The sequence below is a fragment of the Amycolatopsis sp. NPDC034160 genome, assembly GCF_055575355.1.
In genome coordinates this window covers 23,012-41,238 of record NZ_JBVISU010000020.1, presented here as the reverse complement: position 1 = coordinate 41,238, position 18,227 = coordinate 23,012, and the positions used below count along the sequence as shown (strand labels likewise).

Sequence of the window (18,227 nt, the reverse complement as noted above, 5' to 3'; positions counted from 1 at the left end):
TCAATACCCAGCATGCCGTTCCACTCGAATCAGTGACCACGAGACGGAAATAACGGTGCGCGTCCGTAACACGATCGCGGGACTCTATCCGCGAGCCGCCTGCCGAGACGCGGACGGAACCGCCGACGTTCCGGGCCGGCCTCGTCGCGGCCTACCGGCAAGAGACGAATCGGCGGGTACTGACGGTGCTCGTCTCGACTACCGAACCGACGTGCAACCTTGTGGTCGACCGGCGCATTAGAGGGGTGGGAGCTGCCGAGGACAGGAGAGGCCGTGCGCGAGCGAGACCGTGACTACGTCGACTACGCGACGACACGGCTGCCCTGGCTGCGCCAGACGGCCTATCTGCTGACCCAGGACTGGCACCGGGCCGACGACGTGGTGCAGACGGCGTTCACGCAGCTGTACCGGCACTGGAAACGAGTGTCGCAAATGGAGAATCTGGACGGCTACACGCGCACGATCCTGGTGCGCTCGTTCCTCAGCGAGCGGCGCCGCTGGGGGTCGAGGGTCCGGCTGATGGCCGAAACGCCGGAATCTCCCGGCGAGGAGCCGGACCACGCCGGCCGGGTCGCGGTACGGACCGCGCTGGCCACCGTGCCGCCGCGGCAACGGGCCACCCTCGTGCTGCGGTTCTACTGCGACCTGAGCGTGGAGCAGGTCGCCGACGTTCTGGGCTGCGCTCCGGGAACCGTCAAAAGCCAAACCGCACGAGGCCTGGACGCGCTTCGGCGCGTGCTGGCCGACACCCCGTCACCGGCCTCGCCGGCCGCGGAGAGGAGCAATCGATGAACGAGCAGGATGTGCGCGTCCTTTTGGAGGATCTGGCCAACGCCCCCGCCCCACCATCCCGCGTCGACGTCGTGGGCGCGGTGACCGCGGCACGGCGCGGGCGTCGGGTCCGCACGGTGACCTCGGTCGCGGCGTCGGTCCTCGTCGTGGGGCTGGCCACCGGCGTCACCTACGCCGTCATCGACCGCTCGCCGCCGCCCGCCGGTTCGTCCGCCACGGTGCCCGCGGCCGCCCCCGCGCCCAGCGCGCCCCCGCGGTTCGACCCGCTGGTGCGGTACGCCTCGTTCGGCTGGCTACCCGAGCAGGACACGCTCGACCGGCGCATCACGTCGATCAACGGCGAGCGGCTGACGGTGACGGCGTCGAAGTTCGTTCCGAACCCGGCCAACGGCGCAGGCGCCGCCCTGCCCGCAGCGCACGTCGAGGTGCGCCTTTACGCGGCAGGCGTCGTCCCCATGACCGACCGGCCGATCGAGACGCGACTTCCCGGCAAGGACACGCGGATGGTGCCCTACGGGCCGGTGACCGACGCACCGGCCGTCAACGGCGCCCCGGCGTACTGGGTGGGGATACCCGGCGACTCCGAGACGCTCATCCTGAAGTGGCGCTACGCCCACGGCGGCTGGGCCGAGCTATCCGTCTCCCGGCTCAACGGCGACCCGCGCGAGACCGCCCACCGCATCGCCGGGGCACTGCACATCGGCGGCACCGAACGACTGCGCTTCCCGTTCCAGCTCACCGGCCTGCCCGCCGAGCTCCGACCGGTGGCCGGCGAGGTCGAGGAAGGTGGCCCCGGTGGGTCGTGGCGCGCCACCCTGGACCTGAGCCTCCGCCCCGACCAGCACGGACCGACCCTGAGCGTGTCCGTCCACCCCGGCACCGACGTCCTCGCGCCCAACACCACCGTCGACGGCCACCCGGCCCGCCGGGACACCCTCAGCGAGAACCACCTCGGGTCACCACAGTATTCAGACCGGCTGTCCGTCTCGGACCTCGACGGCCTGCAGGCCGATCTCTTCATCGACGCCACGTCGGCCGCCGACGCCGCCCCGCTGGGACGAGACGGCCTACTCGGCATCTACCGCGGCCTCACCGTCCACGCGGACCGTGCCGGCTGGACCGGCCAACCCGTCGTGCGCTGACCCTGCTTGCTCCAGTCGAGTGCTCAAAGGACGGGGTAGCGGCGATCCGTCGACCCGGTTTGACGGGCCTCCAGCCCCGCCAGAACACGACAGCGAGGCCTAAAATCGGTTCATGCGGACAGCCCGAGAAATGAGCAGGTTGACGGCGGTGTTCCTCGCCGGAGGCGCCGAAGCCCGCTTCTACGCCGGGGATCTCCGCCGCGCGGCGGCCGTCAGTCATCGGCGGCTAGCGGACATGATGGCGGAGATGCGTAACCGCGGTTGGGTCACCCACGAGTTCGACAAGTCCACATCCGACGGACGGCCGTACTACATGCTCACGGACGCCGGTCGACACGAACTGACCGGGCCGTAGCCACTCGGCTCGAACGCGTCGAAAAGTGGCCGGAGACCGGTCTACGGCCAGGGCCCGTGATGATCTATCGCGGCACACGCCGCGGTGAAACCGCCGGCCTCGGGGGCCGAAGTCGAGTACGAAATAGAAGAGGGCGACCCGAAGTCGGACGCGTCGACTCGGCGCGTTCCACTCGATCACGAGGGGATGCGACTCCTGCGCGAGCACCACGCACGGCAGCGTCGCGAACGGTTGCGCCTCGGCCCGGCATGGGTGGGCTCCGGGCGGGTCTGGACCCGGCCGGATGGCTCGCCCCTGCGGCCGTCGTGGATCGGCGACGAGGTCGAACGACACTGCAAAGCCCGGGGCCGCCACCCGATCCGATTGCACGATCTCCGGCACGTCGCGGCCACGCTCATGCTTCAGGCGAACATCGACCTGAAGGTGGTGCGGGAAACCCCACGGCACCCCAGCGTGAATGAGTGTCTTTCGGTGGAAGTGAAGTGAGCCGCCAAGGGGGCTCGAACCCCTGACCTTCTGTTTACAAGACAGATGCTCTACCAGCTGAGCTATAGCGGCCTCGCCCGGGGCAGCCCGGGCGAGGCCAGTATATCGGCGCCCGCTCAGCCGTTCACAGGGCGCACCCAGGGCTCCCCCGCCACCGCCCGGAAGGCGTGCGCGAAGGTGACGGCGGTCGCCGGGTCGCGTCGGTCGGCGACGTAGTACCAGTTCATCCGGACGGCGTCCGGCGTCACTTCGAGGACGCCGGGGCCGTGGGAGTCGAGTTCCACGAAGCGCACGTGCGGGTTCAGCGCGCGGATCGCGGCTTCGACCTTGAGCGAGCCGGTCCGCGGCGGGACGCCGAGTTGCTCGTCGATGTTGTCCGAGGTGACCGACGGGCAGACGAACTCCACCGCGACGCTCGTCCCGTCGCGCGGCACGTCGTTCGCCCACGAAGAGTGGACGTCGCCGGTCAGGAACACCGTGTTGCCCCGGCCTCGCGCGGCGATGGCGTCCAGTACCCGGCGGCGGTCGGCGGGGTAGCCGTCCCATTGGTCGGTGTTCACCGTGGTCGGCTGGCCGTCGAGCAGGTCGCCGAGCGCGAGCCGTTCACGGGTCGGCAGTGCGGGGATCTTGAGCGGCGTGACCATCACGGAATTCCCGATCACGTTCCACGACGCCGTGCCGCGGTCGAGGCCTTCGAGGAACCACTGCCGTTGCTCCGGGCCGAGGATCGTGCCTTCCGGATCTTCCGAAGGGCCGGGCTGCCGGGTCCGGTAGGTCCGCAGGTCGAGCATGGTGAGGTCGGCCAGTTTTCCGAACTTCAGCCGCCGGTACAGCCGGTCCCCGCGATGCCGCACCGGCATCCATTCGAAGTACGCCTGGTGCGCCGCCCGCATCCGGTCGGGCCAGCTGCCCTCGGTCGCCGGATCGTGGGACGGCGACCCGCCGGACCAGGCGTTGTCCGCCGCCTCGTGGTCGTCCCAGGTGGCGATCATGGGGTGGCGGGCATGAAGCCGCCGAAGGTGTTCGTCGGTCTTGTACATCGCGTGACGCTGCCGGTAATCCGACAGTGTGATCAGCTCGTTGGGCGGCAACGAGGGCCGAAGATCACCCGCAGGATTGGGAGCCCCCTCATAGAGGTAGTCACCCAGGTGAATGAAGGCGTCCAGATCGTCGCGACCGGCCAGATAGCCGTAGGGGGCGAAGTGACCGACAGCCCAGTTCGCGCACGAGACCACGCCGAAGCGCAGCCGCGCGACGTCCTCCTCGTGCGCGGGCGCGGTGCGCGTCCGACCGACCTGCGAGACCTTGCCTCGCGAGGTGAACCGGTAGAAGTACGCGGTCGAGGCGCACAGGCCGGCCGCCGTCACCTTCACCGTGTGGTCACGTTCCGGGCCTGTCCTGACCTGACCGCGGGCAACGACGTCCGCGAATCCGGCGTCCTTCGCCACCTCCCACCGGACGTCCACCGATGGTCCCCTGCCGGATCCCGGAGCGGCGTCGGGCGATGGGGTGACCCGGGTCCAGAGGAGCACCGAATCGGGCATCGGGTCACCCGACGCCACGCCGTGCGCGAAAATCGGAGCCTCCGCCCCGGTAGATGCACCCGAAAGGGTGAATGTCGCCGCTGTGCCGACCGCGGTGACCCCGGCCGCGCGAAGCATCGAACGCCTGGTCAAAGAAGACCCCATGGCTTGCAGTGTGCCTCAGTTCGGCTTCGCCGCGATGATCTTGCTCAAACGTGGTGGACGCCACTCCGGATTACCTGCAACGGTCGGGGCGCCGGTCCCGATGGTCCTCGGGAAAGTCCCGCCAAGCAGGCAACGAGCAGAGTGAGGAGGTGGATCGATCATGAAGATCAACGAGCGCACCAAGGGGGCCCAGCACGGCAGACGCGGTGTCGAGAAGAAGAACCAGGACGAAACACCCGAACGTGGCGGATGGCTGCTGGAAGCGCCGCGCCAGCGTGACGGTGAGCGCTCGACCCACCAGGCCCGCTCGCACCGGCCCAACCTGCTGCGCCGTCGCGCGTGGCAGATCCTCGAAGCCCCGGCGGCCGAACAGCCCGTCGTCGAGGGCGGCGAGGCGCTCGGCCCGAAGCCGCCCGACGACTCGACGGTCAACTTCGTCCTGGATCTCGCCCTGCGCGTCGGCGAGGTCCAGATGTCGAGCGGCGCCGGCGCCTCCGACGTCACGGCGACGATCATCGCGCTGACCTCCGCGCTCGGCCTCCCGCACTGCGAGGTCGACGTGATCTTCACGTCGATCACGGTGACCTGCCACCGCGGCACCGACATGGCGCCGGTGACGGCGCTGCGCGTGGTCCGTTCGCGAAGCCTCGACTACACGCGGCTCACCCAGACGGAGACCCTGGTCCGCAGGATCGTCCGGGGGAACATCGGCGCCGAAGAGGCGCAGCAGGAACTCCAGCGGATCACGACCGCGCCGCATCCGTACCCCCGCTGGGTGGCCACGGCCGCTTGGGGCGGGCTGGCCGCGTTCATCACCCTGATCCTCGGCGGCAGCATCGACGTCGCGCTGGTCGCGATGGTGATCAGCGCGGTCATCGACCGGCTCGGCCGGTTCCTCAACCGCTTCGCGCTGCCGTTCTTCTTCCAGCAGGTGGTCGGCGGCCTGGTCGCGACGCTGTCCGCGATGGCGATCGTCAGCAGTGATCTCCTCACCACGGACAAACCGACGCTGGTCGTCGCGGCGGCCGTCACGGTGCTGTTGTCCGGCCTCTCCACCGTTTCCGCCGTGCAGGACGCCATCACCGGCTACAGCGTCACGGCGGCCGGGCGCACGATGGAAACCGCGCTGATGAGTGCCGGGCTGATCGCCGGCGTGGTGCTGGCGCTGAAGATCGCGCTGGTGCTCGGCCTCCCGCGCACCCCGCTGCCGGAGGTGGTCTCCTCGACGCCGCAGCAGCTCCCGCTCATCGTCATCGGCAGCACCGGCGCCGCCGGCTGCTTCGCCCTCGCCTCGTACTCGACCATGCGCGCGATGCTCGTCGCGTCGGCGGCCGGGGCGATCGGCGGCGCGGTGTACGGCGCGCTGATGCTCACCGACTTCCAAGCCGTCAGTTCGTCCGCCATCGCCGCCACCCTGGTCGGCTTCTGCGGCGGCGTGCTGGCCAGGCGGCTCAAGGTGACGCCGCTCGTGGTGGCTGTGTCCGGCATCACTCCACTGCTTCCGGGCCTCTCCACCTATCGTGGTCTATACCAATTGGGGGTCGAGCCCGGCGGGGACATCACTACACTGATGACCGCGGTCGCCATCGGGCTTGCCCTGGCAGCGGGCGTGGTACTCGGCGAATACCTGGCACAGCCGGTGCGTACGGGGCTCGGCAGACTCGAACGCAAGCTCGCCGGGCCGCGCATGGCGGGTCCCATGGAACCCGCCGAGCGACGTTTGGAGTGACCGCGCGACGACCGGCCGTCGCGTGAGCGCGCGATAGGGTTTCCCCTAGGGCAGCGACCCGCGATTTTGAGGGAGCGGCTGGTGGACGACGGCATTGCTGAGACGGGTAGAACGAATTCCGCGGACTTCGTCGTGGTGGCGAACCGGCTTCCGGTGGACCTCGAACGGACCGCCGACGGGAGCAGGCGCTGGACGGCGAGTCCCGGCGGGCTGGTGTCGGCGCTCGAGCCGTTCCTGCGGTCCCGCAAGGGCGCCTGGGTCGGCTGGCCGGGGGTACCCGACGTCGACGTCGAGGAATTCGACGACGACGGCCTGGTCCTGCACCCGGTCTCCCTGACCTCGGACGACGTCCGTGACTACTACGAGGGCTTCTCGAACGCGACGCTGTGGCCGCTGTACCACGATGTGGTGGCCCGGCCGGTGTTCGACCGGAGCTGGTGGGAGTCCTACGTCCGGGTGAACCGGCGCTTCGCCGAGGCGAGTGCGAAGGTCGCCGGCGAGGGCGCGACCGTGTGGATCCAGGACTACCAGTTGCAGCTGGTCCCGGCGATGCTCCGCGAACTGCGCCCCGACCTCCGGATCGGGTTCTTCCTGCACATCCCGTTCCCCCCGGTCGAGTTGTTCATGCAGATGCCGTGGCGGACCGAGATCGTCCGCGGCCTGGTCGGGGCCGACCTCGTCGGTTTCCACCGGCCGGGTGGCGCCCAGAACTTCCTGTGGCTGGCGCGGCAGCTGGCCGGTCTCGAGTCCAGCCGGGGCGCGGTCGGCATCCGCACCCGCCCCGGCCTGATGCAGGTCGGCGACCGCACGGTGCGGGTCGGCGCGTTCCCGATCTCCATCGACGCCATCGGCCTCGACAAACTCGCCAAGACCAAGGGCGTCGCCGAACGCGCCGCCCAGCTGCGGCGCGACCTCGGCAATCCGAAGAAGGTCCTGCTCGGCGTCGACAGGCTCGACTACACGAAGGGCATCGACCTGCGGCTGCAGGCGCTGCACGAGTTGCTGCACGAAGGCCGCGTCCGCCCGGAGGACGTCACGTTCGTCCAGCTGGCCACGCCGAGCCGCGAGCGCGTCGAGCATTACCAGCGGATGCGCGGCGACATCGAGCAGATGGTCGGCCGGATCAACGGCGAATTCGCCAGGGTGGGTCGCCCGGTCGTGCACTATCTGCACCAATCGGTCAACCGGACGGAACTGGCCGCGTTCTTTTCGGCCGCCGACGTCATGGTGGTCACTCCTTTGCGTGACGGGATGAACCTCGTCTGCAAGGAGTACGTCGCCTGCCGCCACGACCTCGGCGGCGCGCTCGTGCTGTCCGAGTTCGCCGGCGCCGCGGCGGAGCTGACCAGTGCTCTCCTGGTCAACCCGCATGACCTGGACGGGGTGAAGAACGCCTTGGAGACTGCCATTACGCTCGACCCCGCAGAGGGACGCCGCCGTATGCGCGCCATGCGTCGCCAAGTCCTCACGCATGACGTCGACCGCTGGGCGCGCTCGTTCCTCCAGGCGCTCGGTACCGAACCGGCCGACTGATTCTTCCCCCATACCCCGCATAGTCCCCGAGGAGAAATCGTTGACCGCCGAGGCACTGCCCGCCGAGCTGAGGCGCGCGATTGTCCAGGTCGCGCGCACGCCGCGGCTGCTGGTCGCCTGCGACTACGACGGCACGCTGGCTCCGATCACGGCCAATCCGGACGAAGCCCGGCCGCTGCCCGAATCGGTAGGCGCGCTCAGGTCGCTGGCCGGCCTGCACGAGACGACCACCGCGGTCATCTCCGGCCGCGCCTTGCGCGATCTCGCCACCCTGTCCCGTCTCCCGGCCGAGGTGAACCTGGTCGGCAGCCACGGGTCCGAGTTCGACATCGGCTTCATCCACGCGCTCGACGACAAGGCCCGGGAGCTGCACAGACGGCTTGAGGCCGAGCTGGAAAACCTGGTGCTCGACGTGCCGGGCGTCTCGCTCGAGGTCAAGCCCGCGAGCATCGCGGTGCACGTCCGCCGCGCCGAGCACAAGGCGGGCCGCCGCGTGCTGCGCGAAGTCCACAATGGACCTTCGCAGTGGGAGGGCGTGTCCACGACCGACGGCAAGGAGGTCGTGGAGCTCGCGGTCGTCCAAACGGACAAAGGCCGCGCACTGGACACCCTGCGGCATCAGGTCGGCGCGACCGCGGCGGTCTTCCTCGGCGACGACGTCACCGACGAGAAGGCATTCGCCCGGATCTCCGGGCCGGACCTCGGGGTCAAGGTCGGCGACGGCGAAAGTCTCGCTCAGTACCGGGTCCCGGACACCGTCGACGTCGCGCTGGTGCTCGCCTTCCTGCTCGAAGAGCGGCGGAACTGGCTCTACGGCGAGCAGGCCCCGCCGATCGAGCGGCTGTCGATGCTGGCCAACGAGCGTTCGGTGGCACTGGTCACGCCGGACGCCCGGCTGACCTGGCTGTGCCACCCCGGCCCCGACGCGCCCGCGATCTTCGCGGACCTGCTCGGCGGTGCCGCCGCCGGCCACTTCTCGATCAAGCCGCACCGCAACGGCCTCCCGCTCGGGCAGCGGTACCTGCCGAACACCATGACGGTGGAGACCCGCTGGTCGCGGCTGCTCGTCACCGACTACATCGAGCCGGAAAGCCCCGCCCACCGCACGGACCTCGTCCGGGTGATCTCGGGCGAGGCGGCGGCGGAGATCGTGTTCGCGCCGCGCCCCGAATTCGGCGGCGTGCCGGTGAAACTGGTCGCACAGGGCGACGGGATCCTGGTGCAGGGCACTTCCGAGCCGTTCGCGCTGCGCTCACCTGGCGTGGAGTGGGAGATCACCTCCGACGGCATGAACGACACCGCGACGGCGCTGGTGACCCCCAGCCCGGAGAAGCCGGTGGTGCTCGAACTGCGCTGCGGCACCACGGACCTCGGCCCGCACGAACTGTCCGAAGTGGAGCGGCGCGCCCGCGCGGGCGACTACTGGAGCACCTGGGCGCAGACGCTCAAGCTGCCCAGCGTGCAGACCGACCTGGTCGGCCGCTCCGCGCTGACGTTGCGCGGGCTGGTCAACACCGACACCGGCGGCGTGCTCGCGGCGGCGACGTCGTCGCTACCGGAGGAGATCGGCGGCGTCCGTAACTGGGACTACCGCTACTGCTGGATCCGTGACGCGGCCATGACCGTGCGTGAGCTGGTCCACCTCGGCTCGATCGAGGAGGCGGAGGGCTACCTCCGCTGGCTGCACGGCGTGCTGTCGACCTTGGCCGGTCCGGAACGGCTGCACCCGCTGTACACCTTGGCGGGCAGCGTGATCGGCGCCGAGGCGGTCATCGAGTCGCTGCCCGGATACGCCGGTTCGCGGCCGGTCCGCGTCGGCAACCTGGCGAACCACCAGGTGCAGCTGGACGTCTTCGGCCCCGTCGTCGAACTCGTGCAGACGCTGGCCGAGGCGCGCGGCGAACTCCGCGACGAGGACTGGCAGATGGTGCGCGCGATGGCCGAGGCCGTCACGCGGCGCTGGAACGAGCCGGACCACGGCATCTGGGAGGAGCGGCACGTGCCGCGTCACCGGGTGTACTCGCGGGTGATGTGCTGGGTGACCATCGACCGGGCGATCAAGCTGGGCGAGGTCTACGGCCGCGAGGTGCCGGGCGCGTGGCCGTCGCTGCGCGACGAGATCGCCACGGATGTACTGGAGAAGGGCTGGAACGACGAGGTCCAGGCCTTCACCACCGCCTACGACGGCACCGACCTCGACGCCGCGTCGCTGTTCGTCGGGCTGACCGGGCTGATCGACCCGGGCGACCCGCGATTCCAGTCGACGGTGACCGCGATCGAGGCGGAGCTGCGCAGCGGGTCCACTGTGTACCGCTACCGCCGCGACGACGGACTTCCCGGCGGTGAAGGCGGCTTCCACATCTGCGCGGCTTGGCTCATCGAGGCGTACCTGCTCACCGGGCGGCGCACCGAGGCCGAGGAGCTGTTCACGCAGATCGTCGACGCCGCCGGCCCGACCGGCCTGCTGCCCGAGCAGTTCGACCCGATCGCGGAGCGCTCGCTGGGCAACCACCCGCAGGCGTACTCGCACATCGGGCTGATCCGCTGCGCGAACCTGCTTTCCCGCTAAGCCCCCGTGTCATGAGGGGTCCTCATAGGACAGATTTCGTCCTATGGGGACCCCTCATGACACTCGGCACCGACAACGGACTCAGCCACCGGCGACCGACGGGATGATCTGCACTTCCTTCGCGTCGGCGAGCGAGGTCTTGGCGCCGTCGAGCCGACGGCACTCCTCACCGTCCACATAGAAGTTCACGTAGCGCCGCAGTGCGCCGGTTTCGTCACGCAGGCGGCGTTCCAGCGCGGGGAACTCGGCACCGAGTGAGTCCAGTACGGCGCTGAGCGTCGGAGCGTCGACGTCGAACGTCCCCGCCCCGCCGGCGAGCGGCCGCAACATCGCCGGCAGCAGGACGCGGACCATCTAGACCACCTGGGCCCGCACGCACAGCACGTCCGGCAGATGCGCCGCCACCTGATGCCACGTGTCGCCCTCGTCGGGACTGGCCCACACTTCACCGGACCGCGTGCCGAAGTAGACGCCGTCCCGCGAGTCGACACACATCCCGTCACGGAGCACACCGGCGTAGAAACCCTTGTCCGGCAAGCCGTTTCCGAGCCCCGTCCAGGTCTCGCCCGCGTCGTCGCTGCGATAGACCCGGCAGCGGCCCTCCGGCGGGAAGCGGAGAACGTCGGCCACCAAAGGGAAGTTGTAGATGGTGTCCGGTTTGGACGGATGGACGACCATGGCGAACCCGAAGTCGTTCGGCAGGCCGTCGGCGATGGACGTCCACGTCCTCGTGTCGTCGTCGCTACGGTAGACGCCGCCGTGGTTCTGCAGGAAGAACCGCTCGGGCCGGGCCGGATGCATCGCCACCTTGTGCACGCACTGGCCGAACTCGGGTTCCTCGTCCGGCAGGAAACCCGCGCTGATGCCGCGATTCGACGCCGTCCAGCTCTTGCCGCCGTCCTCGGTGCGGTAGACACCGCCGGTCGACATGGCGACGGTGACGCGGTCCGGATTCGTGGGATGCGGCAGGACCGTGTGGATCATCTGGCCGCCACCACCGGGAGTCCAGTGTGGACGGTGCTCGTGCTCCCACAGCCCACGCACCAGTTCGAAGGTCTCGCCACCGTCTTCGGACCGGAACAGGGCGGAGGGTTCGACACCCGCGTAGATGACGTCGCCGGAGATCGCGATCTGCCAGATGCCTTCGAGCGCGGTGTCGGTGTCGGCGGGGAAGGCCACCGGGGCGTGCTCGGGTTCCGACCAGGTCTCACCGAAATCGCCGGACGTCGCGATCGTCGGGCCGAAATGCTCGTTGACCGCCGCGGCGTAGATCCGCGACGGGGTCAGCGCGACCGCCCGCACGGCTTCCATCGGGAACTTCGGGGTGGAGAGTTCCCAGTTCTCCCTGTCCTCGCTTGTGGCGAGGAACAGTCCCTTCCTTGTTCCGATCCCCAGCTGGAACTCCACGACGACGGCCTCCTCGGTCGATGCTGTGACTCAGGTCACCAAGCACCGTACCTCGGGGAGCACGTGAAGACGTCGCGCCGGCTGCTGTCCAAGGGGTCGTGACACTCGTCTTCTCGGGAGAACGAGGCCACAGACGAACAGCCGGCGCGACGGGCTTGCGGTGGGGTCAGGTCCCGCTGATCAGGCGCAGGGCCAGGTCGGGGCTGAACTGACCGGCTTCCACGTTCGGCGCGATCCCGCATTTGCCGTCGGAGTCGCCGGGCACCTTGACCCAGAGCAGCATCTCGGCGCCACCGCCGACCTGCGAGGTCGCCCCGAGCTTACGCCCGGCCGGGTTGCACCACTCGGAACCGAGCGGGCCGTTGCCGTTGCGGCTCGTGTCGATGACGAACGGCTTGGTGTAGCCGTACTTGCTCGACAGCGCCGCGCTGACGGCCTTGCCGTAGTTCGCCGAGTCGGTGGTGGTCTTGTAGTTCGACACGTTGATCGCGAGGCCGCGGATCGACTTCACGCCGACGGCGTTGAGCCGGTCGGCCATGGTGGCGGCGGGGATCCAGGTCGAGTTGCCACCGTCCATGTAGGCCCAGGTGTTCGGGGCCTTCGCGGCGAACTGCTCGGCGGCGTACTTGAGCAGGTCGAGGCGGGTCTGGCGCTCACCGACGGGCAGGCAGTCGACCTGCGCGAGGGCGTCCGGCTCGATGACGACGACCGCGGGCTTACCGCCGATGCCGTCCGCGAAGTTCGAGATCCAGGTCCGGTAGGCGTCCGGACTGCCGGCGCCGCCGCCGGAGTGACCGCCGCAGTCGCGGCCGGGGATGTTGTAGGCGACCAGGATCGGCAGCTTGTCCGCGACGTCGGCGGCGTAGGTGTAGCCGTCGACCGCGGTCTTGACGTTCCCGCTCCAGTTGCCGAACCAGCGCGCGCCCGCCTTGGTGGAGATGGCGGCCCTGATCTTGTCGGCAGTGCTGCCGGGGTTGTTCTTCACCCAGACGGCGTGGTTGGAGTTCGGGTCGACGTAGAAGCCGTTGGTCTTCTCAAGGGGGTTGCCGTCGGCGGCCTGTGCCGGCGCGGCGATGAGGGCCAGCATTGAGGCGGCCAGCAGACCGAGCGTCTTGATGCGCATATCGGCAGCTTCGCGCCTTCCCGTACAAGATTCGTACAACCCGCGTTTCGTCCTCTAAATGCGGTAGTTGCGCTTGGCAACTACCGCAAGTAGAGGACGAAACGCATCGAGGGTCAGGCCGAGTAGCCCTTCGGCGGGATCAGGGTGGCGAGCTGGTTGAAGGTGAGCCAGTAGATCTGGTTGCCGCCGAAGTTGGCCGGGTCGGCGATCTTCACCGTCATGTTGTCGCTGTTGTAGCCGATGATCGTGAAGTAGTGGTAGATCGTGTAGTTCGGGTAGCCCGGCGGGTGGTTGTTCGCCGGGGCGACGATATTCGCGACGATCGCGTAGCCCTTGCCGATGTCCAGCACGATGTCGCGCCACAGGAGGTCGCGCTGCGCCTGGGTCGGCGGGTCGTTCGGCATCTCTTTGGTCTCGTACCAGCCGCCGCCGACGTGGTTGTTGAGGACGCGGGTGACCTGCCCGATCCAGTCGGTGCCGTTGGTGGTGGTCGGCAGCTCGTTCGCGAGCTGCTGCTGGCTCGGCGGGTTGCCGTTCTTGGCCGAGATGGCGATGCGGGTGGCGGCCGGTCCACACCAGTAACCGGTCTGCTGGACCTGGTACTGGATGTTGAGCTCGGCTACCGCCTGGACACCCTCCACCTTGGCGGGCGCGGGCATCGATTTCACGAAGTCGGGCGCGGGCACGACATAATCGTCTTGAGCGGCGGCCATCGCCGGCGCGGTGATCAGTGCGGACACCGCTAGCGCGGCGACGACCGCGGTCCTGAGTCGACGCATGATAATCCTTCCCCAGTTCGGATATTCGTTGGTGAATATCCGATAGGTCGATCTTCGCGTTTCGGGCCCCGCTTGTCTGCCCCCTACCTGGGCGTTCCCCGATCGGCGCACGACGAAAGTAGGGTCGAATGAACGCAGGAGGGGTCATCGGGCAAGAGCGATCGTGCAGGTGATGAAAAAGGATCACGAGCAGCCCGGTTCGCGGGGGCCGGACCGGCCGGATCTCGACGGTCCCGACCCCGCGCCCGTCTTCGGCATGCTCTTCGACGCCCACGCGGCCCCGCTGCAGCGCTATCTCGCGCGCCGTGTCGGCGTCGAGACCGCGCACGACCTCGTCGCCGAGACCTTCCTCGTGGCGCTCCGGCGGCGGGAGACGTACCGCCCGGAGGCCGGGACCGCACGAACCTGGCTGTACGGCATCGCGACGAACCTGCTGCGGCACCACGTCCGCACCGAGACCCGCGCGCTCAACGCGACGGCCCGGCTCGCGGCCGCCGAGCACGGCGTCTCGGCCGGGCATGACGGCCGCGTCGCCGAACGGGTCGACGCGCAGCTCCGCGCGGCCCGGCTGGCGGGCGCGCTGGCCGAACTGAGCGTGGCGGACCGCGACACCCTGCTGCTGGTCTCCTGGGCCGGCCTGGAGCCCGGCGAGGTCGCCGAGGCGCTGGGCATTCCCGCCGGAACGGTCAGGTCCCGGTTGCACCGAATCCGAAGATGGTTGCGCGCCAACGCACCAGAGGTCACAGAAGAGTCCACAGAGGACGATTCGAGCGAAGAAGGGACACCCGGCCGTGGACGGCGGTAGCATCAGGAAGGTGTGGTCCGACGCCGAACTCGACGAGGCGCTGGCCGACCTCCACGCCGGACCGGAAACCCGGCAGGACGAACTGACCCGCGCCAGGGCGGCACTCCTGCGCGCGGCCGGGGACGTCGAGGACGAACTCCTCCCCGTGTCCGTGTCACCGGTGCGGAAACGACCGGGTTCGTGGCGCTGGATCGCGGCCGCGGCCGCCGCCGCGCTGGTGTCCGGCGGGGTGATCGTCGCGACGAACGTCTTGACCGGCGACAACGGCCAGGACACCGCGGCCCACTCGACCCTCGCCCCGGTCGACGACGCGCTCGAAGCCCTCCACGGCGACGACTTCCCGCTCGGGGAAAACCAGTACCGGCTCGTCACCGAGTCCACCTGGACCACCCATGTCACCAAGACCGGGCTCGTCTACCAGACCCACGAGATCCTCGAACGCTGGCTTCCTGCCCACACCAGGGCTCCTGCCAAGACCCAGTTCACGAGAACCGGTGAAATCCGCTGGATCAAGGGCGACTACCAGTCGGCGATGACCTTGGGAGAGGCGCTTCCCGGCCCGTCGTCCCAGACCACCACGGAACAAGCCGTGCCACCGCGGACCACCACCACGTCCCCGCCGCCACCCCGTGCCACGACCTCCGAGCCACCATCGCCCCCGCCTACGACCCAGCACCGGCTGCCATCCAAAAGCGGTTGGACGGACCCCACCACGGAGTTCCTTTCCGCACTGCCGACCGACCCGACGAAGCTGTCCGAACGACTCCGCCACGACGGCCTCTGGCTGGACGGGCGCTCACCGGAACAACCGAACTCGCCGACCGAGATGTTCGAGATGGCCTACAACGTCCTTCGCTCCTCCCAGGGCTTCGGTGCGCTGCGGGTGGCGCTGTGCAAAGCGCTCGCGAAAATGCCCGGCATCACCACGGAGAGCGTGACCACCGCCGACGCGCGGCCCGCGTTGTCCTTCTCGGTCGTGTTGCCGGACCAGACGCGCACGTTCGTCGTCGACCGGGCGACGGCGGCGGTCGTCGGAAACCGCGCCGCCCGGTCCACCGGCGACGACGACGGCTGGCCGGGACTGACCCTGTTCGACACGTCGGTCTCGGTGGTGATCACCGATCGGGGCGGCCCCTAGCGCGCGTGTTCGGCGGCGTTGAGCGCTTTTCGACGTCGGCGCCGCAAAGGTGAACAGGACTTCCCCCGGCTTCGAAGGAAAGTCCTGTTCACCGCGTTCATTCGATCAGGTCAGGTGGCTACGCGCCGCACTGAGTAGACCTGTCGGTCGTGACCCCGGTCACGGAGTTGTGGTGGATGGAGCCGCGTTGGAAGTTGCTGCACCGTCCGCCTGTCACGGCCAGCTCGTCCGAGGTGGGGTAGCCCAGGTAGGACCGCTCCCAATCCAGTGCACGCCAGCGGTCCTTGATCGAGCCGTAGATCAGGTGCGCTCCGGTGGCGGACGTCCAGTAGATGGAGCCGCCGCCGGCGAAATGGTTGTAACGACCGATTCTGTCCGGTGTCCCGGTTTCGTCGGTGGTGGGGGCACCGAATGCGTAGTGACGCAGTGCGTCCACCTGGACGTACTTGGCGAGGATGGTGCCTTCCATCTGCTTGACCCCCGTCGGCGCCGTCCAGGTCAGACGACCTTTCTGGTAATCGCGGTAGCGGATGTCCCCCTCGACCTTCTCGTCCGCGATGGGGTCGCCGACGCGGGCGCGGACGGGATCGTCGTTCAGCCAGCGACGATGGATGGCGGTGGTGGTCGGGTTCTCGCCGTGAACACGCCAGAACCGGTCGATTTCGTAGTAGGCAGGCGCGTCGAAGACGTTCGCGCCGCTGTTGTTCGCCGCCCACAACTGGCCACCGTAGTGGCGCAGGAAGCGTCCAGGGGCTCCCTTCGCTTCCAGGGTCACGCCACCGGAGTCGGTACGGCTGCACCAGGTCGCGTCGGTGCGGAACCGGTCCGTGCCGTCGTTGGGCGCGATGAGCACCTTGAAGTCGAGCTGGCGCAGGTAACTGCCCGGCTTGGTCACCGACTCGAAGGAATAACACCCGAAATCCGCCAGCCCCGGAACGACCTTCCATGACGCGTCGGCGCCCTCACCCGGCTGAGGCGCCGGGTTACCGAAGCCGATCACGGCTTGACCACCGTGCGGGCCGCGGACGTAGGATCCTCGCACTCCCAGCGTGTCGGCCTGCAACGCCTGCCTCAACACCCAGTCCTCGTACTGACCGATCCGCAGGAAACGGTCGACAGCCTCGTAATCCCCGGCCAGCGCCTTGCCCGCCGCCCACACAAGCGTCGGAAGCAGCCCGCTGTTTTCGGCCCGGACCTTCAGCTCCTGCAACCGCTTCCGCTCGGCATCGGCCTTCTTCTGCAGCGCGATCTCCAAATCCCGCCTGTTCGCGGCATAGATCCCGGTGTCGATATACGCCTTCCAGTCCGCGGCATTGCTGCTACGCAGGGCTCGTTCGGCAGCGATGGCGACTTCCGACCCGGCCACGGCCCGGTTCCAGATCTCCCGGACGAAATTCTCATCCGACAGGACGAGCAAACTCTCGGTCGCGACGATCCCCAGCACGGCAGCCGCGTTGGCCTTCGCGTTCCGGGCCGCCAAGCGTGCCTTCTCGGCTTCGGTGGCTTCCTTGTCGGCATCGATCTTGTCCTGCTGGTCCTGTGCGTGCGCGGTCACGATGCCCGTGGACAGGAAAGTCTTCTGTGCGGCCTCATCGGCACCGAACGCCGCCAGCGCCGCGGCCTTCACCTTGGGCCCGGTCGCTCGCTGCCACAGGACGTAGACGAAGTCCTTGTAGCTCTGGATGAGCAGCTCCGCCTCAGGGATAATCCCGATCGTCGCCGCGGCACGCTGCTTCAATTCACGTGCTTGGCGCGCGACCTCGGTATCGCGGATCTCGTTGGTGTCGTCACGCTTCTTCGCCTCGTGGATACCGGTCTTGATCCACTGCGTGCACTCGAGATCCGCCCCCGCGAACGCCAGCTCGGCCGACGCACGCACCTCCGCACCCTTCGCCTGACGCCACAGAGCGATGACGAAGTTGCGATCGTTCAGGATGAGCAAATCGTCCCCGGCCAGGATCCCCAGCACCGCGGCCGCCCGGACCTTGTCCTCCATCGACGACTCCGGCACCGCCGCGGCCGCCTTCCCCGCCGCCGGCGGGGAGTTCACCGGCGTGGCCGCAACGGCGGGAACTCCGGCAAGGCCTGCCATCAAGGCGGCCGCGGTAGCCGTCACCAATACTCGCGAAAGTACGCTGGGTCTTTTTCTCACATTTTCCCCTCAATCTTGTTCAAACATCAGCCACGCTCTGGAGAAAGGTGGATCGACCACACTTGGCCTACCTGCGGCCCGGCCATCTCAGGATCGTCCACCTGGGATACGACGGTCACCTGGACGTTCGAGTTCGTTAAGGCGAAGCGCTCGTAATGAGAAGTCGATTCGTCGACCTCGGGCGTGAGAGTAATGTTCCGTCGCGCCAATAATGTCTCCAGCTCGGCGAACTTGACAGCACGATCAAAATCACCGTACCGCACCTTTAACGGAGCAGGAACAATGCCGGTCAGATCATTGGAGAGCCGATGAACTTGAACAGCCACGCTGTAACAACGCCAGATCCCCTCTTTTCGTTGAAAAGAGACTTCGACCAAGCCGAAGTCTCGGCGCATGAGCGCCTTACCGCGGACATCGACGTAGCGGTTCCCCAGCTTTGCCTCCCATTCCTCCGGAGACGAAGCCACAGTGACACCCAGTACATCGCCTGTAGCGATGACCTGAGCAAAAAAATCCAAGTCTCGCACGC

16 protein-coding genes and 1 tRNA gene are annotated in these 18,227 nt (G+C 68.5%); 9 read left to right on the top strand and 8 right to left on the bottom strand.

Annotated features, from left to right (window positions below):
* The first annotated feature begins 273 nt into the window (after positions 1-273).
* From ACZ54P_RS31235 to ACZ54P_RS31220, 4 genes are all read left to right on the top strand, one after another.
* A complete protein-coding gene (locus tag ACZ54P_RS31235) occupies positions 274-792 on the top strand; it encodes a SigE family RNA polymerase sigma factor (RefSeq protein WP_465465177.1) in 519 nt (172 codons plus the stop codon).
* A complete protein-coding gene (locus tag ACZ54P_RS31230; RefSeq protein ID WP_465465176.1) occupies positions 789-1,934 on the top strand; it encodes a hypothetical protein in 1,146 nt (381 codons plus the stop codon). Before ACZ54P_RS31235 ends, ACZ54P_RS31230 begins: the two co-directional genes overlap by 4 nt.
* A gap of 112 nt (positions 1,935-2,046) precedes the next feature.
* Positions 2,047-2,289 (top strand): hypothetical protein, encoded by a 243-nt coding sequence (locus ACZ54P_RS31225; protein ID WP_465465175.1) that lies wholly within the window; start codon positions 2,047-2,049, stop codon positions 2,287-2,289.
* Positions 2,290-2,373: 84 nt separating this feature from the next.
* Positions 2,374-2,775: a tyrosine-type recombinase/integrase gene (locus ACZ54P_RS31220; protein WP_465465174.1), complete on the top strand. Its 402-nt coding sequence runs from the start codon at positions 2,374-2,376 to the stop codon at positions 2,773-2,775.
* On the opposite strand, the gene ACZ54P_RS31215 is transcribed toward ACZ54P_RS31220, so the two are convergent.
* Positions 2,775-2,847: transfer RNA gene (locus ACZ54P_RS31215), tRNA-Thr, on the bottom strand. The two genes, ACZ54P_RS31220 and ACZ54P_RS31215, sit on opposite strands and share 1 nt — an antisense overlap.
* Before the next feature lie 44 nt (positions 2,848-2,891).
* A complete protein-coding gene (locus ACZ54P_RS31210) occupies positions 2,892-4,463 on the bottom strand; it encodes an alkaline phosphatase D family protein (protein ID WP_465465173.1) in 1,572 nt (523 codons plus the stop codon).
* Between the two features lie 160 nt (positions 4,464-4,623).
* Here ACZ54P_RS31210 and ACZ54P_RS31205 point away from each other — a divergent pair, with 160 nt between their 5' ends.
* From ACZ54P_RS31205 to otsB, 3 genes are all read left to right on the top strand, one after another.
* Positions 4,624-6,192 carry a threonine/serine exporter family protein gene (locus ACZ54P_RS31205; protein WP_465465172.1) on the top strand — a complete coding sequence of 523 codons (1,569 nt, stop codon included), beginning with the start codon at positions 4,624-4,626 and terminating at the stop codon, positions 6,190-6,192.
* 81 nt (positions 6,193-6,273) lie between these two features.
* Positions 6,274-7,725 (top strand): alpha,alpha-trehalose-phosphate synthase (UDP-forming), encoded by a 1,452-nt coding sequence (locus ACZ54P_RS31200; RefSeq protein ID WP_465465171.1) that lies wholly within the window; start codon positions 6,274-6,276, stop codon positions 7,723-7,725.
* A 40-nt stretch (positions 7,726-7,765) separates the two neighbouring features.
* Positions 7,766-10,294 carry a trehalose-phosphatase gene (gene otsB / locus ACZ54P_RS31195; RefSeq protein WP_465465170.1) on the top strand — a complete coding sequence of 843 codons (2,529 nt, stop codon included), beginning with the start codon at positions 7,766-7,768 and terminating at the stop codon, positions 10,292-10,294.
* Positions 10,295-10,375: 81 nt separating this feature from the next.
* Here the strand turns inward: otsB and ACZ54P_RS31190 are convergent, their stop codons facing one another.
* The 4 genes from ACZ54P_RS31190 to ACZ54P_RS31175 all read right to left on the bottom strand — a co-directional run bounded on the left by ACZ54P_RS31190 (position 10,376) and on the right by ACZ54P_RS31175 (position 13,603).
* Complete coding sequence (locus ACZ54P_RS31190; protein ID WP_465465169.1) at positions 10,376-10,648, bottom strand: MoaD/ThiS family protein; 273 nt, start codon at positions 10,646-10,648, stop codon at positions 10,376-10,378.
* Positions 10,649-11,701 carry a WD40/YVTN/BNR-like repeat-containing protein gene (locus ACZ54P_RS31185; protein ID WP_465465168.1) on the bottom strand — a complete coding sequence of 351 codons (1,053 nt, stop codon included), beginning with the start codon at positions 11,699-11,701 and terminating at the stop codon, positions 10,649-10,651.
* A 166-nt stretch (positions 11,702-11,867) separates the two neighbouring features.
* Positions 11,868-12,824 carry a glycoside hydrolase family 6 protein gene (locus ACZ54P_RS31180; protein ID WP_465465167.1) on the bottom strand — a complete coding sequence of 319 codons (957 nt, stop codon included), beginning with the start codon at positions 12,822-12,824 and terminating at the stop codon, positions 11,868-11,870.
* A gap of 113 nt (positions 12,825-12,937) precedes the next feature.
* On the bottom strand, positions 12,938-13,603 hold the full coding sequence (locus ACZ54P_RS31175; protein WP_465465166.1) for a C39 family peptidase: 666 nt from the start codon (positions 13,601-13,603) through the stop codon (positions 12,938-12,940).
* Between the two features lie 163 nt (positions 13,604-13,766).
* Between ACZ54P_RS31175 and ACZ54P_RS31170 the strand changes: the two genes are divergently transcribed.
* Positions 13,767-14,408 carry an RNA polymerase sigma factor gene (locus ACZ54P_RS31170; protein ID WP_465465165.1) on the top strand — a complete coding sequence of 214 codons (642 nt, stop codon included), beginning with the start codon at positions 13,767-13,769 and terminating at the stop codon, positions 14,406-14,408.
* A 10-nt stretch (positions 14,409-14,418) separates the two neighbouring features.
* Complete coding sequence (locus tag ACZ54P_RS31165; RefSeq protein WP_465465164.1) at positions 14,419-15,546, top strand: CU044_5270 family protein; 1,128 nt, start codon at positions 14,419-14,421, stop codon at positions 15,544-15,546.
* 118 nt (positions 15,547-15,664) lie between these two features.
* Here ACZ54P_RS31165 and ACZ54P_RS31160 read toward each other — a convergent pair whose 3' ends face one another.
* The gene (locus ACZ54P_RS31160; RefSeq protein ID WP_465465163.1) at positions 15,665-17,662 is read right to left on the bottom strand and encodes an AbfB domain-containing protein; all 1,998 of its coding nucleotides are present in this window, start codon (positions 17,660-17,662) and stop codon (positions 15,665-15,667) included.
* A gap of 62 nt (positions 17,663-17,724) precedes the next feature.
* Positions 17,725-18,225 carry a hypothetical protein gene (locus tag ACZ54P_RS31155; protein WP_465465162.1) on the bottom strand — a complete coding sequence of 167 codons (501 nt, stop codon included), beginning with the start codon at positions 18,223-18,225 and terminating at the stop codon, positions 17,725-17,727.
* Between the last annotated feature and the right edge of the window lie 2 nt (positions 18,226-18,227).

Excerpts from the sequence above, each read along its gene's own strand:
- ACZ54P_RS31210 (WP_465465173.1), bottom strand. The coding sequence starts at position 4,463 with ATGGGGTCTTCTTTGACCAGGCGTTCGATGCTTCGCGCGGCCGGGGTC.
- ACZ54P_RS31190 (WP_465465169.1), bottom strand. The coding sequence starts at position 10,648 with ATGGTCCGCGTCCTGCTGCCGGCGATGTTGCGGCCGCTCGCCGGCGGG.
- ACZ54P_RS31175 (WP_465465166.1), bottom strand. The coding sequence starts at position 13,603 with ATGCGTCGACTCAGGACCGCGGTCGTCGCCGCGCTAGCGGTGTCCGCA.
- ACZ54P_RS31230 (WP_465465176.1), top strand. The coding sequence starts at position 789 with ATGAACGAGCAGGATGTGCGCGTCCTTTTGGAGGATCTGGCCAACGCC.
- ACZ54P_RS31205 (WP_465465172.1), top strand. The coding sequence starts at position 4,624 with ATGAAGATCAACGAGCGCACCAAGGGGGCCCAGCACGGCAGACGCGGT.
- ACZ54P_RS31180 (WP_465465167.1), bottom strand. The coding sequence starts at position 12,824 with ATGCGCATCAAGACGCTCGGTCTGCTGGCCGCCTCAATGCTGGCCCTC.
- ACZ54P_RS31225 (WP_465465175.1), top strand. The coding sequence starts at position 2,047 with ATGCGGACAGCCCGAGAAATGAGCAGGTTGACGGCGGTGTTCCTCGCC.